This is a genomic window from Saccharothrix xinjiangensis (assembly GCF_039527585.1).
Lineage (GTDB): Bacteria > Actinomycetota > Actinomycetes > Mycobacteriales > Pseudonocardiaceae > Actinosynnema > Actinosynnema xinjiangensis.
Window position 1 is genome coordinate 403,618 of record NZ_BAAAKE010000001.1, and the last position, 14,894, is coordinate 418,511.

The 14,894-nt window shown below is 74.8% G+C and carries 13 protein-coding genes and 1 tRNA gene; 4 read left to right on the forward strand and 10 right to left on the reverse strand.

From position 1 onward, the window contains the following. Window positions 1–316: 316 nt before the first annotated feature. The 7 genes from ABD223_RS01885 to ABD223_RS01915 form a co-directional block, all read right to left on the reverse strand. The gene (locus ABD223_RS01885) at window positions 317–1,438 is read right to left on the reverse strand and encodes a hypothetical protein (RefSeq protein WP_344034039.1); all 1,122 of its coding nucleotides are present in this window, start codon (window positions 1,436–1,438) and stop codon (window positions 317–319) included. Next, window positions 1,435–3,360 carry a hypothetical protein gene (locus tag ABD223_RS01890; protein ID WP_344034040.1) on the reverse strand — a complete coding sequence of 642 codons (1,926 nt, stop codon included), beginning with the start codon at window positions 3,358–3,360 and terminating at the stop codon, window positions 1,435–1,437. The genes ABD223_RS01885 and ABD223_RS01890 overlap by 4 nt, the downstream gene beginning before the upstream one ends. Next, complete coding sequence (locus ABD223_RS01895; protein ID WP_344034041.1) at window positions 3,357–4,211, reverse strand: hypothetical protein; 855 nt, start codon at window positions 4,209–4,211, stop codon at window positions 3,357–3,359. Before ABD223_RS01895 ends, ABD223_RS01890 begins: the two co-directional genes overlap by 4 nt. Before the next feature lie 90 nt (window positions 4,212–4,301). Next, entirely contained in the window at window positions 4,302–4,964 is a 663-nt protein-coding gene (locus ABD223_RS01900) for a Crp/Fnr family transcriptional regulator (protein WP_344034042.1), read from the reverse strand. Further along, window positions 4,961–5,518 (reverse strand): FAD:protein FMN transferase, encoded by a 558-nt coding sequence (locus tag ABD223_RS01905; protein ID WP_344034043.1) that lies wholly within the window; start codon window positions 5,516–5,518, stop codon window positions 4,961–4,963. The genes ABD223_RS01900 and ABD223_RS01905 overlap by 4 nt, the downstream gene beginning before the upstream one ends. After that, complete coding sequence (locus tag ABD223_RS01910) at window positions 5,515–5,904, reverse strand: FMN-binding protein (RefSeq protein WP_344034045.1); 390 nt, start codon at window positions 5,902–5,904, stop codon at window positions 5,515–5,517. Before ABD223_RS01910 ends, ABD223_RS01905 begins: the two co-directional genes overlap by 4 nt. 42 nt (window positions 5,905–5,946) lie before the next feature. After that, on the reverse strand, window positions 5,947–7,278 hold the full coding sequence (locus tag ABD223_RS01915) for a ferredoxin reductase family protein (RefSeq protein WP_344034713.1): 1,332 nt from the start codon (window positions 7,276–7,278) through the stop codon (window positions 5,947–5,949). Window positions 7,279–7,506: 228 nt separating this feature from the next. Between ABD223_RS01915 and ABD223_RS01920 the strand changes: the two genes are divergently transcribed. Then, window positions 7,507–8,205 carry a response regulator transcription factor gene (locus ABD223_RS01920; protein ID WP_344034046.1) on the forward strand — a complete coding sequence of 233 codons (699 nt, stop codon included), beginning with the start codon at window positions 7,507–7,509 and terminating at the stop codon, window positions 8,203–8,205. A 23-nt stretch (window positions 8,206–8,228) separates the two neighbouring features. Then, window positions 8,229–9,647, forward strand: a complete 1,419-nt coding sequence (locus ABD223_RS01925) for a sensor histidine kinase (protein WP_344034047.1) — start codon at window positions 8,229–8,231, stop codon at window positions 9,645–9,647. 169 nt (window positions 9,648–9,816) lie between these two features. Here ABD223_RS01925 and mgrA read toward each other — a convergent pair whose 3' ends face one another. The 3 genes from mgrA to ABD223_RS01940 form a co-directional block, all read right to left on the reverse strand. Continuing rightward, window positions 9,817–10,845, reverse strand: a complete 1,029-nt coding sequence (mgrA, locus tag ABD223_RS01930) for an L-glyceraldehyde 3-phosphate reductase (protein WP_344034048.1) — start codon at window positions 10,843–10,845, stop codon at window positions 9,817–9,819. Window positions 10,846–11,095: 250 nt separating this feature from the next. Further along, window positions 11,096–11,338 (reverse strand): hypothetical protein, encoded by a 243-nt coding sequence (locus ABD223_RS01935; RefSeq protein ID WP_344034049.1) that lies wholly within the window; start codon window positions 11,336–11,338, stop codon window positions 11,096–11,098. A gap of 244 nt (window positions 11,339–11,582) precedes the next feature. Further along, window positions 11,583–11,658 (reverse strand) — tRNA-Thr (locus ABD223_RS01940). Between the two features lie 285 nt (window positions 11,659–11,943). On the opposite strand from ABD223_RS01940, the gene ABD223_RS01945 reads away from it, so the two are divergent. Continuing rightward, window positions 11,944–13,278, forward strand: coding sequence for a threonine/serine exporter family protein (locus ABD223_RS01945; protein WP_344034050.1), 1,335 nt, complete (start codon window positions 11,944–11,946; stop codon window positions 13,276–13,278). A gap of 153 nt (window positions 13,279–13,431) precedes the next feature. Continuing rightward, complete coding sequence (locus ABD223_RS01950) at window positions 13,432–14,868, forward strand: alpha,alpha-trehalose-phosphate synthase (UDP-forming) (RefSeq protein ID WP_344034052.1); 1,437 nt, start codon at window positions 13,432–13,434, stop codon at window positions 14,866–14,868. Window positions 14,869–14,894: the final 26 nt, after the last annotated feature.

Here is a 14,894-nt window from a genome sequence, read left to right on the forward strand (position 1 = left end):
GTACTGGGCCGGCCTCGGCGCGCACGGTCCCGAATCCGTGCGACCGAGGCCGGCTCTCCACGTGGTCTGCGGCGGGGCACGCCCCGAGCGCGAATCCCGGCTGACCTGCCGTGGAGCGGGAAAACCCGTGCGGGCACGGTAGCAGAGCGCGAATGAGCGCTTACCGGCGGCCCCGCCCCGGCGGGGCGTGCGGCCACCGGACGGGTGGTGCGGCGGGGGAGCGCGGGCGCGCTCGCAGGGGGAACGGCCCGCGTGGCGCCGGACCCGGCGGACGGCTCAGCGCCCACCGGACCCGCCGGACCGCCCGCCGGACCGCTCAGCGCCCGTCGCCCGGTCGCCCGTCGTCCGGTTCGTCGCGTGGTTCGTCGTCCGGTCGTTCCGGGGGCGGGAAGGGCCACGGCTCTTCGGCGCCCAGGTCCGGCACCCCGTAGCGGTACCGGGCCTGGTGCGCGCGGTCGACCTCGTCGTGCCGTTCGAGCAGGTCGGCCAGTTGGCTGCCGAACAGGGCCCGGTCGTCGTCCGGCGCGGGCAGCAGGTCGTCGCACGGGACCGCTCCCCCGTTGGCGCCGGATCCGTTGACGCCCGACCCGTTGACGCCGAACGGGACCGGGGCGAACGGCTTGCCGTCGAGGGCGGTCCCGCCGGGGTGCTCGGGGAACCGCCCCACCTCGCGGTCCCCCGCCGCGGCCGACAACCGGGCGAGGGTGCCGATCAGGTCCACGGTCTCCCTGACCTCGTCGGTGTTGCGCGCCAACCACCACACCACCGCGCTGCCGGTGCTGGTCAGCACCTCCTCCCCGAGGTAGGCGCGGACGGCGCGCTCGGCGGCGACCTCCTGCTCCCACGCGTGCCGCCGCTTGCGCACCTCCGCCTCCCGGCGCAGGTGCTCGCGGTCCTCCGGCGCGACGTCCAGGCGGACGTCGGTGGCCCACGCGAGGACGTGCTGCCCCGGGTCGGCCTCCGGTTCGCCCAGCGCGGCCGCCACGGCGTGCACCGCGCCGTCGTCCTCCGGGTGGCACCGCGCGCTGATCGAACGGGCGCGCCGGATGACGGCGTCGGCGGCGACGGCGTCCGGCGCGGCGTGCCCGAAGCCGTGCGGGCGGGGGCTCCAGCGCACGACGCAGCCGAACGTGAACCGGTAGTCCGGCACCGCGCTGGGCAGGGTGACCGGCGTGATCTCCCACTCCTGCGGCTCGACCTCCGGCGGCGGGGGCGGCGCGGTCACCCGCTCCTCCCCCGGGTCGAGGTGCTCGGCGAGCAGGGCGCGCTGCCCGCGCCGGTACCGGCGCTGCCTGATCACCGCCGCGGTGGTCGCCAGCAGCGCGCACACCACCGCCACGACCACCCACACCGGCCAGCCCGCGGCGACCCCGACCAGCGCCGGCAGCACCAGGCAGGCCGTCGCGGCCGGCAGGACCTCGGTCGTGTCATCGCTCATCGGCCGTCCTCCACGTGCGTGATCCCCAATGCCAGGTCGATGTGCCGCCGCAGCCGCCGGGCGCGGACCACCCAGGACGCGAGGAGCTCCGCGTCCGGGGCGTCGCGCAGGTGCGCCAGCGCGGCCAGGTACAGGTCGTTGAGCAGGCGGACCCGGCCGGCGCAGGCGTCCACCGGCAGCGTGGGGTCCCGGTCGAGCAGGCGGCCCAGGACGTGCCCCGGCACGGCGCCGGCCCCGGCGGCCAGCACCTCGCCCCACACCGCGACCAGGTCGCGGCGGGCACGGCGGGCGCGCGCCACGGCGGGCGGGACGTCGAGGTCGTGGACGATGGCGTGGTCGGCCGGCCGCACCCCGTACTTGACGAGGCGGCGCAGCAGCCGGCGGTGGAGCCCTCGTCGGCGCACCAGGTCCAGCAGCGCCTCGCGGGCCTCGCCGCGCGTCGCGTCGTCGCGGTGCCGGGCGAGGTGGTGCAGCCGGACCAGCGCCTCGGTCGGCCGTTCCGGCGCGATCACGGCGACGCAGGCGGTGATCAGCACCTGGGCGTGCTGGGGCGTCAGGTCGGCGCTCTTCGACCGGCGGTAGACCTCCTCGCGGAAGGCCGCGCCGCACCCCGGGTGCGCCAGGCCCGTGGTGAGGACCTGGAGCGCCAGGTCCGGCCGGTGGCCGCCCCACCGGCGGGCCAGCGCCGTCAGGTGCTCGACGCGCCCGGTGGCCAGCACCTGGTCGGCGAACCTGGCCACGAGGTCCGCCGCGCTCCGGTCGTCCACCTCGCGCAGCCCCACCACGACCTCCACCCAGCCGGGCACCCGGTCGCGCAGCCGGGGGAAGTAGGTCCAGAAGTGGGTGCGGACCGCGGCGTCGAGCGCGAGGGACGTGAAGCCGACCCGGCGGGCGCCGCCGGTGCGCAGGCCGACCCGGGTCATCCGCTCGGCCAGGTAGGGGCCCTCGAACGGGTGGGTGTCGTCCTCGGGGAGCGCGACCAGCCCGCGGAGGTGCGCCTCGGCTCGCGCCAGCGCCTCCAGCGGCGCGCCGGAGAGGAAGGCGGCGGCCACGGCCAGCGCGCGGGTGGCGCCGTCGCGGTGCGCCCGGAACAGGTCGGCGGCCACCTCGTCGCGGCGGGTCTGCGCCTCCACCGCCGCGCGCAGCCACGCCGCGACGCCCGCGTGCGGCTCGGCGTCCCGCGCTTGGAGGGTCAGCCGCGCGAGGTCCGCCGCCTCACCCGGCGTCGCGCCGGACAGGTGCCGGTGGACCTCGTCGGGCGCCTGGAGGTCGTCGAACCCCAGGTGCGCCTTGAGCACGTCGATCGCCGGCGGCGGGTCCAGCCGGACGACCAGCGGGACGAGCGAGTCGCCCAGCAGGTCCTCCTGGTCCCGGCGCGCGACCACGGCGAGCCGCGCCCGCTTGGCGGCGACCGCGGCCCGCACGGCCTCCAGGTCCGGCCGCAGCCGGCCCACCCCCTCCCGGTCGAGCGCCGTGAGGTCGAGCAGCAGCCGGTCGTCCTCGTCGACGTCCTCGGGGTCGAGCGCCGGCTCCTCGGGGTCGTCCGCCCGGTCGGGCAGTTCCTTGAGGGCGGCGAGCCCGGTGGCGCCCATCGCGGTGAGCAGCATGAACGCCGCCGTGCGGCACCCCGTGCCGGGCGGGCCCGTCAGGACGACCGTGCCCGGTTCGGCGAACAGGTCCTCCGGGAACCGGCCGGGTCGGACGAACCGGCCGGCCAGGGACCGGATGTGGTCGTCGGCCACGGGTCGCGCCTCGCGGCGCTTGCGCCGGACGACGTCGTAGAAGTGGTTGATCTGGGTGCCGGGGCCGCTGTTGACGTTGTTGTCGCCGTGCGCGGTGTAGGTCGTGCGGTCGCCGTAGTGGTGGTCGCGGCTCTGCACGACGTCGCCGTGCACGTCCCGGACGCCGTTCGGGTGCGTCATGGCCGCTGTCGGCCGTAGTAGCGGACCCCGTCGCCGGTGAACTGGGTGCCGGAGCCGCTGTTGACGTTGTTGTCGCCGTGCGCGGTGTAGGTGGAGCGGTCGCCGTAGTGGTGGTCGCGGCTCTGCACGACGTCGCCGTGGACCACGCCGCTCACGTGGTTGCTCCAGGTGTCGCGGTCCGCGGGGGCGGGCGCGGGCGCGTCCACCGCGGCCGACGGCTCGAAGCCGCTGCGCAGCAGGTCGCCCGTCGGCAGCGGCACCCTCAGGTAGACGGTGCCGTCGAAGGACTTCACGCGCACGGGGACGCCGACGTACCGGTCCTCGCCGACGCCCGCGTACCCCGAGACCACGGCGTCCTCGAAGGCCCTGCTGGAGATCGCGGCCGCGACCCGGGTGGCCGGGCCGGACCGGGCGAGCAGGTCCTTGACCACGTCGGCGTCGAGGAGCCGGTGGTTCTCCACGCGGGCGTGGCCGCTGCCGGTGCTCACCCCGTCCGGGTTGGGGTCGGTGATCGGGCCGACCGCGACGCTCATCCGCATCCGCAGCCCGGGCAGGCCGTCGACCTGGGCGCGGAACTCCAGCTCCTCCTGCAACGCCCGCGGCAGCGGGTCGACCAGCAGCGGGAGCACGGCCGAGTCGAACGCGGCCGAGAGGCCGTCGCCGGTGCTCTGCGCGAAGCGGCGCCTCGCCCACTCGTCCACGGCGCCGACGCGCTCGAACGCCCCGTAGAGGATGTCCGGGATCGCGTCGGTCACCGCGGCGTGGTCGCGGCCGGGCAGGCCGCTGAAGTCCTTGACGTCCACCACCAGCAGCGAGCGGTACGGCGGCAGCGGCACCCACTTGCGCTCCACGCTTCCTCCTCGTCCCGGGTCTGGTGAGGAGGGTCGCGGCTCCGCGCCGGCGGGGTTGTCCGCCGACGGACAGAACGGAGGTGACGCGGATCACATGCCGGCGTGGCCCCGGAGCTTCTCCAGGTCCGCGACCACGAGGCGCGGTCCCGGCCGGAGCGCGCCGCTCTCCCGCAGCCGCTGGAGGTTCAGCGCCACCGTGCTGCGCGCGAGCCCCAGCCCGTCGGCGACCTCCTGCTGCGAGAACGGCACCCGCGGGCTGCCGTCGTCGGCCAGGGTCACCACCTCCAGCAGCAGGCGGGCGATCTTGCGCTCGGGCGTGAAGTGCACCAGCCGCACCTGGTACGGCACGGCCTGCGACAGCTTCGCGAAGCCGTAGTCGGTCAGCTGCCTGCGCGCCCGGCGCTCCTCCAGGAAGGCGTCGAACGCCGCCGCGACCACGACCCTCGCGACGCACCGGTCGATCGCGCGCACGGTGGCCGTCCGCGGCACCGACGACTGGACGGCGATCTCGCCCAGCAGGTCGCCCGGACCGCGCAGGGCGACCAGCAGCTGACCGCCTTCGGGCTCGGACCGGAGCACCTTCACCCGCCCCGAGACCAGCGCCAGCACCACCGTGCCGGGTTCGCCCTGCCGCAGCAGCGGTTCACCCCGCCGGTACTCGCGGGCCGCGCCCCGCTCCAGCAGCGCCCGCCACGTGCCCTCGTCGACCAGCGCCCGGAAGCCCCGCGGGGGTCGGGTTGTCGGCCCGCTCACCCCCCACTGTCTACCGCACCGGCGACCGGCAGGCCGGGGGTGCGGTGGACCCGCCCGGCCGCGTCGACGGCGTGGACCTCGCAGCCCGGCCGCGAGGCGGCCCACCCCACCCCGGCCGCGCCGAGGGCGAACGCCGCGGTGGCGGTGGCGTCGGCCTCGGTGAGCGTCGGCGCCACCACGGTCAGGCTCAGCAGTCCGGTGACCGGCGCGCCGGTGCGGGCGTCGACGACGTGGTCGCCGCGCTCGTACCGCCCGGAGGTGGCCACGGCCCGGTCGGTGACCTCCAGGACCGCGCAGAGCCGGTCGGGCCGCCCGGGGTGCCGGACACCCACCCGCCACGGGCCGCCCGCGGTGGCCACGTCGCCGCCCGCGTTGACCACGAGGCGGGTGGCGCCCGCCTCGACCAGCAGGTCGGCCGCCCGCTGCACGGCCCAGCCCTTGACCACCGCGCACGGGTCCAGGCCGCGACCCGGCACGCGGGCGCTGAACGCGCCCCCGGTGGCCCGCTCGTAGTGCGCGCACAGCTCCAGCACGTGCGCCAGGTCCGGGCTCACCCCCTCGCGTCCAGCGCGGCCTGGAGCGACTCGACGTACGCCTCGCTGGTCGTGGTCGCGCCCGACACCGCGTCCACGTCGGCGCTCTGCGCCACCAGGGCCTCCTCGACGAGCACGGGCAACGCCCGCCTGGTCGGCGCGCTGTCCGGCTGCCGCACCACCCGCACCCCGGTGATCCGGTCGCCCTCGAACACCACGGCCACCTGCACGTCGCCGTGGCGGGTGCGGACCAGCGGGCCTTCGACGGTCTCGGCGGTCCGGGGAACCGGCTGCCCGGCGGCCGGCTGCTCGACGGCGGCGGTGACGGTGTCGGCTCGCGGCTCGAACCGCCACAGCGGCACGAGGCCGGCCACGGTCAGCAGCAGGACGGGAACGGCTCTCCTCACCGGGCAGCTCTCCTCACCGGGAGTCCTCCCGGGTGGCAGGGGTCAGCGGGCGAGGCCGAAGCGCTCGGCGTGCACCTGCCGCCGGGGCACGCCCAGTTCGCGCAGGGCCCGGAGCACGGCGGCGGTCATCCCGGGCGGCCCGCACACGAACACGTCCCGGTCGCGCGCGTCCGGCGCCGCGCGGCCGAGCGGCCCCGGCCCCAGCGGGTCGTCGCGCGTCGGGCCGGTCACCACGTGCAGCACGGCGCCGCGCGCGTGCGCCAGCCCGCGCAGCTCGTCCAACAGCACGGCGTCCTGCTCCCGCGTCACCCGGTAGACCAGCACGACGTGCCCGGTCAGCTCCTCCATCAGCGCCCGGACCGGCGTGGCGCCGACCCCGCCCGCCACCAGCAGCGTGTTCGGCCGGGTCCGGTGCAGGGCGGTGAACGCGCCGTAGGGCCCTTCGGCGAACACGCGCGTGCCCACGCGCAGCGACCGCAGCGAGGCGCTGCCGGGCCCCAGGGCCTTCGCGGTCAGCCGCAGCGACCGGCCGTCCGGCGCGGCGGACAGCGAGAACGGGTTGGCCTGCCACCAGCGGTCCCGGGTCAGGGACCGCCACAGGAAGAACTGGCCCGCCCGCGCGGGCAGCCGGTCCAGGTCGCGCCCGGTGACGTGGACGGACACCACGTCGTCCGACTCGGGCACCACCGCCGCGACCCGCAGCCGGTGCCGCAGGTTCCGCCGCAGCGGCAGCACCACCCGCCCGGCGAGCACCGCGCCCGGGGCCAGGCCCCACAGGGTCCACCAGTAGGCGGTGGCGAACGGCGACGAGGTGAACGTGGTGCCGACCGCCACCTGGTGCGAGAACGCCAGCACCACGGCCACGTAGGCGTAGAGGTGGACGAAGTGCCACGTCTCGTAGGCCATCCGCCGCCGGGCGAACCGCGCGGACACCCCGCCGACCACGGCGACCGGCAGCAGCGCCACGACCGCCCGCAGCACGCCCTCGACGGTCGTGGCCGGCGACACCAGCTCGTCCACCGGCGGCAGCGACGCCAGGGAGGCGTAACCGGTCGTGACGAGCACCGCGTGCGCCACCAGCAGCCACAGCAGCGAGAACCCGACCCACCGGTGCCACGAGGTGAGCCGGTCCATGCCCAGCCGCCGGTCCAGCCACGGCAGCCGCGCGACCAGCAGCAGCTGGAACGCCATCAGCAGGGCCCCGAACAGGCCGGTCAGCCTGCCGAGGAGGATCAACGCGTTGGCCGAGGCGCCGGCCCGCGCGAACAGCACCAGCACCACGGCCGCGTTCGCGGCCGGCACGACGGCCAGGCCGGCGCCGGCCACCGCTCTCGGGCGGGCGGACCTCGCGGGCGCGGCGGCCGGCGCAGGCACGGCCGAAGCAGGCACGGCGGTCGCCGCAGGCACGGCAGTCGTCGCGGGCGCGGCCGTTTCGGGCGTGGCGGGGGTCTCGGGCGCGGCGGCCGTCTCGCTGAGGTCCGGTGGGGGCACACCACCGAGCCTGCGCGGAGAAGCTGTGCCCTCCCTGTCCCCCTCCTGTCGAAACCCTGTTGATCCGGAGGGCCCGCCGCGCGGTCGCGCGCGGTGGCGCACCATGGGCACGTGGACAAGGGCAACCCGGTTCGACTGCTCGTGGTGGACGACGAACCGCACATCGCCGACCTGGTCGCGACGGTCGCGCGGTACGAGGGCTGGCAGGCCGCCACCGCGGGCAGCGGGGAGGCGGCGCTGCGGGCCGCCACCGAGTTCCACCCGGACATCGTGGTGCTCGACCTGATGCTGCCGGACCTGGACGGCTTCACCGTGCTCGACCGGCTGCGGTCGTCCGGCGCGATGGTGCCGGTGGTGTTCCTGACCGCCCGCGACGGCACCGCCGACCGGGTCGCGGGCCTGACCCGCGGCGGCGACGACTACCTGGTCAAGCCGTTCTCGGTGGAGGAGCTGATGGCGCGGCTGCGGGCCGTGCTGCGGCGGTCGACCGGGCCGACCTGGAAGCGGTCGGTGCTGAAGGTGTCCGACCTCGCGATGGACGAGGACACCCGCGAGGTCCGCCGGGGCGGCCGGCTGGTCACGCTCACGCCGACCGAGTACGAGCTGCTGCGGTACCTGATGCGCCGGTCGCCGACCGTGCTGACCAAGGCGCAGATCCTCGACCACGTGTGGGAGTACGACTTCGGCGGCCGGTCCAACGTGGTGGAGCTGGTCGTGTCGCACCTGCGGCGCAAGCTGGACGACGGCGGCGAGCCGCTGATCCACACCGTGCGCGGCGTGGGCTACGTGCTGCGCCGGGCCGCGGAGTGAAGCTCCTGTCCCGGTGGGGCCGGATGCCCCTGGGCACGCGCCTGGCCCTCGGGCTCGGCGCGCTGGCGCTGGCCGTGTTCGCCGTGGTCGGCGCCGTGACGGTGAAGTCCATGGAGGACTACCTGGCGCGCCGCATGGACGACCAGATGGCCACCACGCAGGTGTCGCTGAAGAAGGAGTACGACCGCAGCCGGAACCTCAAGAGCTCCGTCTACGGCTGGTACTCCGCGCTCTACGACGTGCGCGACGGCCAACCGCGGCCGTTGGACACCTCGGGCCTGCCCGACGACTCCGCCGACTCGGCCGAGTTCGCCGCCGTGGCGCAGCGGGTGATCGGCGGCGAGGAGCCGGCGTTCCGGACCGGGTACCTGGACGGGCTGGGCGCGTACCGGCTGCGCGGCTGCGAGGTGTCCGACGGCGTGGTGATGGTCAGCGCGGCGCCGATGCGCGACATCACCACCACCATGCGGCAGCTCGTGCTGGTGGAGGTGGCCGCGTTCGCGCTCGCGCTGGTCGCGTTCGTGGTGATCGGGCGGGCGGTGCTGCGGCGCGGGCTCCAGCCGCTGAGCGACATGGCGCGCACCGCGCACGACATCACCTCGCACGACCTGACCGACTCGGCGCAGCTGCCGGTGCGCGCGCACGGCGACGGCGGCGGCGTCGAGGTCGAGGAGTTGCGCACGGCGTTCAACACGATGCTGGAGCACATCGACACGTCGCTGGCCGCCCGCACGGCCGCCGAGCAGCGGTTGCGGCGGTTCATCGCGGACGCCTCGCACGAGCTGCGCACGCCGCTGACCTCGATCCGGGGCTACGCCGACCTGTTCCGGTACGCGGCGGCCAACGCGCCGGAGGAGCGCGCGGCGCACCTGGAGAAGCTGCGGTCGGAGGCGGCGCGGATGACCGTGCTGCTGGACGACCTGCTGCTGCTGGCCCGGCTCGACGCGGCCGAGGTGGAGACGCCGCTGCGCCTCTCCGACGACGACCTCGTCGCGCTGGTGCACGAGGCGGCGGACGCGTTCCGGGCGTCCCGCCCGACGCACCCGCTGAGCGTGACCGCGCCACCGGGCCCGGTGCGGCTGGTGTTCGACCCGGTGCGGCTGCGGCAGGTGGTGGACAACCTGCTGACCAACGCCGCCGTGCACACCCCGGCCGGGACCGCGGTGTCGCTGTCGCTGTCGACGCCGCCGGGGCGGGTGGTGCTGCGGGTGAGCGACTCGGGCCCCGGCATCCCGGCCGCCGACCAGGGCCGGATCTTCGACCGGTTCTACCGGGTCGACGACTCGCGGACGCGGGACCGGGGCGGCAGCGGGCTGGGGCTGGCGGTGGTGCGCTCGCTGGTCGTGGCGCACGGCGGGACGGTCGAGTTGGACAGCGGACCGGGCTCGACTGTGTTCTCCGTTGAATTGCCGCGGCTCCGCCACGGCGGCTCGGCCGCCTGAAGTCGGGAGGTCGAAGCCTCTCCGCCGACGATCGAAGAGCGTGATCGCCGGCGGAGGTGCTTCGACCTCCCGACGCGGCCTCGCGGTTGGTGGTAGTGGCCAGCTGCCGGCAGTGGCTCGCTGCCGGTTGTTGCTCGCTGCCGGTTGTTGCTCGCGGTGGGGCTTCGCGCTAGCCGGCGTTCGACGACTGCGCCCACAGGTCGATGCCCGACTCGACGGCGTGCTCCTCGATGCGCTCCAGCTCGTCGTCGGTGAGCGGCGGGCCGTCGAGCGCGGCGACGTTGTCCTCCAGCTGCGCCACGCTGCTCGCGCCGATCAGCACCGAGGTGACCCGCGGGTCGCGCAGGGCCCAGGTCAGCGCGAGCTGGGCCAGTGACTGGCCGCGGCTCGTCGCGATCTCGGCGAGCGCCCGCACGTGCGCCAGGTTCGCCTCGCCGAGCAGGTCCGTGGACAGCGACTTGCCCTGCGTGGCGCGGGAGCCCTCGGGGATGCCGTCCAGGTACTTGTCGGTGAGCATGCCCTGCGCGAGCGGCGAGAACGCGATGCAGCCGACGCCCAGCTCGCCGAGCGCGTCCAGCAGCTCCCGCTCGATCCACCGGTTGAGCATCGAGTACGAGGGCTGGTGGATCAGCAGCGGCACGCCCGCGGAGCGCAGCAGCTCGGCCGCCTCGCGGGTCTTGGTCGCCGAGTAGGAGGAGATGCCGACGTAGAGGGCCTTGCCCTGCTGGACCGCGCTGACCAGGGCGCCGACCGTCTCCTCCAGCGGCGTGTCCGGGTCGAACCGGTGCGAGTAGAAGATGTCGACGTAGTCCAGGCCCATCCGCCCGAGCGACTGGTCCAGCGAGGCCAGCAGGTGCTTGCGGGAGCCCCACTCGCCGTGCGGGCCGGGCCACATGTCGTAGCCCGCCTTGGTGGAGATGACCAGTTCGTCGCGGTGGCGGCGCAGGTCCTCGGCCAGGACGCGGCCGAAGTTGGACTCGGCGCTGCCGTAGGGCGGGCCGTAGTTGTTGGCCAGGTCGAAGTGCGTGATGCCGAGGTCGAACGCGCGGCGGATGATCGAGCGCCCCAGCTCGCGGGGGCGGTCCTCGCCGAAGTTGTGCCACAGGCCGAGCGACACCGCCGGCAGCTTGAGGCCGCTGCGCCCGCAGCGGCGGTAGGTCATCCGGTCGTACCGCGTTCCGTCGGGTCGGTAGGACATGCCCCCCACCTTCGCACGCGCGGTCCCCACCCGCCGTGCCGGTCGGGGCGGGTCCCGGACGTGCCGGGACCCGCCCCCTCGGTGAGGCGCCTACCGGTTCGCCGACCGCCCACCGAGGACCGGTCGCACGCACCGCTGCTGCGTGCTGATGTCGCCGTCCTGTTCCGTTCCCCTGAACACGATCCCCTCCACAACTTCCCCTCGGGCCTATCTCGTCAAAATATTCGAGAACCGATCGCGGCAAAACCGATTATTCGCAGGATTCGCCGTCGAGGTCGAAGACCGGGCCGCCCGGGGCCACGTCCAAGGCGGCCCGCGAAACCTCCGTGGCGACACCACCGCGCACGACGCGCGCGCCCTCGTAGCGGTCGGCCTCCCGGTAGCGCCACGTGGTGGCGGTGACCGGCGCGCGGTTGTCGTCGGTCCCGCAGCCGAACCGGCCGGGTGCGGCGACCGCGCCACCCTCGGCCGGCGCGAGGGCGGGCACGGGCACGACGGACTCCACAATCAATTCCCCCCTGGAATTGACCACACCACGACGAGCGCGTGGATTTCGCGAAGGACGCCATTTGCGTCAACCGGAAAGACGTGGGAGCCTTATCCGGGTTGCGCATTGTGACCCGGGCCACAAGACCCCGGAATCCCCCTGCTCCGAGAAGACGACCCGCACTCCGGCCGCCGGGCGGCCGGGGCGACCCGGCCACCGCCCCGCCGTCGACGGGGCGGCCGGAACCGCGTGGAGCCGGTGGCGGGACTTGAACCCGCAACCTTTCGCTTACAAGGCGAGCGCTCTGCCAATTGAGCTACACCGGCACGGCCCGGAGGCCGGGAACATCGTAAGCGCCACCGGTGGGCGCCACCTGCGGCGAACGGTCTGCTCAGCGCGTCCCCGCGTTGGTCCGTCCGGAGGGTGGCGGTACCGTCCGGGTGGTGCCACCGGAGCGTAAAACCGCTGGCCGGCGATATCAACAGTATTGAACGGCGAGCGATCTGATCGCCCTGTCCAGGTCCCTCGTCCGAGGGTGGCGCAGGACACAGGCACGACTGCCCGGCGGTCGGGCGTGGCGAGGAGGACCGACCCCGACGAGGAGGCACCGGGTGCGGCTGTGGCGTCGACACCGGCAGGGCGAGCCGGAGCGGCCGGTCGAGGGACCGTCCCTCCCGGACGACTCGACCGTCCACCTCGTGCTCGACCTCGCCCTGCGCGTCGGCGAGGCCCAGTTGGCCGGCGGCGCGGGCGCGGCGGACGTCACCGCCACCATCCTCGCGGTCACCGACGCCTACGGCCTGCCCCACACCGAGGCCGACGTCACCTACACCTCGATCACCGTCTCGTGCCTGCGCGGCACGGAGGCCGCGCCGGTCACGTCCATGCGCGTGGTCCGCACCCGCGGCCTCGACTACACGCGCCTGGCCGCCGTGGAGGACCTGATCCGGCGGATCTCCGCCAACCTCGTCACCGCCGACCAGGCCCACGCCGAGGTCGACCGCGTCACCCGGGCCGACCACCCCTACCCGCGCTGGGTCTCCACGCTCGCCTGGGCGGGCATGGCCGCCGCGGTCGCCTTCCTCGTCGGCGGCGGGCCGCCGCTGGCCCTGACCGCCGCCGCGGTCACCGCGGTCATCGACCGGGTCGGCAGGGTGCTCAACCGCCGCGCGCTCCCGTTCTTCTTCCAGCAGGTCGCCGGCGGCGCCCTGGCCACCGCGGCGGCCCTGGCCATGGTCGCCACGGACCTGCTGCCGGGCGTCCGCCCGTCGCTGCTGGTGGCCACCGGCATCGTGGTGCTGCTGTCCGGCCTGTCGCTGGTCGGCACCGTGCAGGACGCCATCACCGGCTACAACCTCACCGCGGCGGCCCGCACGGTCGAGGTCGCGCTGCTCACCGCGGGCCTCATCGCGGGCGTCGCGCTCACCCTGCGGGCGGGCGTGCAGCTGGGCGTCCAGACGAGGGTCGCCGACCCGCTGCCGCCGCTGATCTCGGACCTGCCCGTGCAGTTCGCCGCGGGCGCGGCCACGTCCGCGTGCTTCGCCCTGGCCAGCTACGCCCAGCCGCGCGCCCTGCTGCTCGCCGCCGCGGCGGGCGCCGTCGGCACGGCCTGCTTCGGCCTGCTCGCCCTCACCGGCACGAACGCCGTCACCGGCTCCGCCGTCGCGGCCACGGTGGTCGGCTTCGGCGGCAAGGTGGTGTCGCGCCGGCTGCGCGTGCCCGCGACCGTCGTGGCGGTCGCCGGGGTGGTGCCGCTGCTGCCCGGCTACACCACCTACCTGGGCCTCTACCAGCTCACCGCGGAGGGCGACCCGGCCGGCCTGTCGACGCTCGTGCTGGCCGCGGGCACCGCGCTCGCGCTCGCCAGCGGCGTCGTTCTGGGTGAACATCTGGGGCGCCCCGTGCGCTCCGGCGTGGGTCGGCTCGTGGCCCGTGTGCGCAGGTAGAGCCTGATCACCCGGTTTCCACGTGACGTCGCCCACCTGACGTGCTTTCGTCAAGTCAACCCAGTGTGACAGGACCGACGGCAGGGCATCCAACCTGCGCGTTCCCACTAACCTCGACGTGGGCGAGACGAATCCCTGAGGAGGCGCTACCCGGTGAGCAGCATTGGCGAGAACGGCGCGGACTTCCTGGTCGTGGCCAACCGCCTCCCGGTTGACCTGGAGCGCCTGGAGGACGGCACCCAGCGGTGGAAGCACAGCCCCGGTGGCCTGGTCAGCGCCCTGGAGCCGTTCCTGCGGACGCACAGCGGCGCGTGGGTCGGCTGGCCCGGCATCGCCGACGCCGAGGTGGAGGCGTTCGAGGAGGACGGCCTCCAGTTGCACCCCGTGTCACTGAGCGCCACCGAGGTCGCGGACTACTACGAGGGCTTCTCCAACGGCACCCTGTGGCCGCTCTACCACGACGTGGTGGCGCCGCCCGCGTTCCACCGGCGGTGGTGGAACGCCTACGTGCGGGTGAACCAGCGGTTCGCCGACGTGACCGCGAAGGTCGCCGCCCAGGGCGCGACCGTGTGGGTGCAGGACTACCAGCTCCAGCTGGTGCCCGCGATGCTGCGCGAGCTGCGCCCCGACCTGCGCATCGGCTTCTTCCTGCACATCCCGTTCCCGCCGGTCGAGCTGTTCATGCAGCTGCCGTGGCGCACCGAGATCATCCGCGGCCTGCTCGGCGCGGACCTGGTCGGCTTCCACCGGCCCGGCGGCGCGCAGAACTTCCTGTGGCTGGCGCGGCGCCTGGTCGGCCTGGAGCCGAGCCGCGGCGCGGTCGGCGTGCGCACCCGGCCCGGCGTCGTGCAGGTCGGCGACCGCACGGTGCGCGTGGGCGCGTTCCCGATCTCCATCGACTCGGCCGGCCTCGACGCGCTCGCCCGCGACAAGGAGGTGCAGAAGCACGCCCGCAAAATTCGGGCAGACCTCGGGAACCCGAAGAAGATTTTCCTGGGCGTCGACCGGCTGGATTACACCAAGGGCATCGACGTGCGGCTGCGCGCGCTCTACGAGCTGCTCGCCGACGGCCGCGTCGACCCCACCGAGGTGACCATGGTGCAGCTGGCCACCCCGAGCCGCGAGCGCGTCGAGCACTACAAGCAGATGCGCAGCGAGATCGAGCAGATCGTCGGCCGGATCAACGGCGAGTTCTCCACCGTCGGCCACCCGATCGTCCACTACCTGCACCAATCGGTCGACCGCCGCGAGCTGACCGCGTTCATGTCCGCCGCGGACGTCATGGTGGTGACCCCGGTGCGTGACGGCATGAACCTCGTCTGCAAGGAGTACGTCGCCACCCGGTACGACCTCGGCGGGGCCCTGGTGCTCTCCGAGTTCGCGGGCGCGGCCGCCGAGCTGACGAGCGCGTTCCTCGTCAACCCCCACGACCTCGACGGCGTGAAGAACGCGTTGGAATCCGCCCTCACACTCGATCCGGCCGAAGGCCGCCGTAGGATGCGCGCGCTGCGACGCCAAGTCCTCACGCACGACGTAGACCGCTGGGCGCGATCGTTCCTTGACGCACTGGGCACGCAGACCGCGATCTGAATCTCCATTCAGTTCAGACCACCCCT

Excerpts from the sequence above, each read along its gene's own strand:
- ABD223_RS01885 (WP_344034039.1), bottom strand. The coding sequence starts at position 1,438 with ATGAGCGATGACACGACCGAGGTCCTGCCGGCCGCGACGGCCTGCCTG.
- ABD223_RS01890 (WP_344034040.1), bottom strand. The coding sequence starts at position 3,360 with ATGACGCACCCGAACGGCGTCCGGGACGTGCACGGCGACGTCGTGCAG.
- ABD223_RS01925 (WP_344034047.1), top strand. The coding sequence starts at position 8,229 with ATGCCCCTGGGCACGCGCCTGGCCCTCGGGCTCGGCGCGCTGGCGCTG.
- mgrA (WP_344034048.1), bottom strand. The coding sequence starts at position 10,845 with ATGTCCTACCGACCCGACGGAACGCGGTACGACCGGATGACCTACCGC.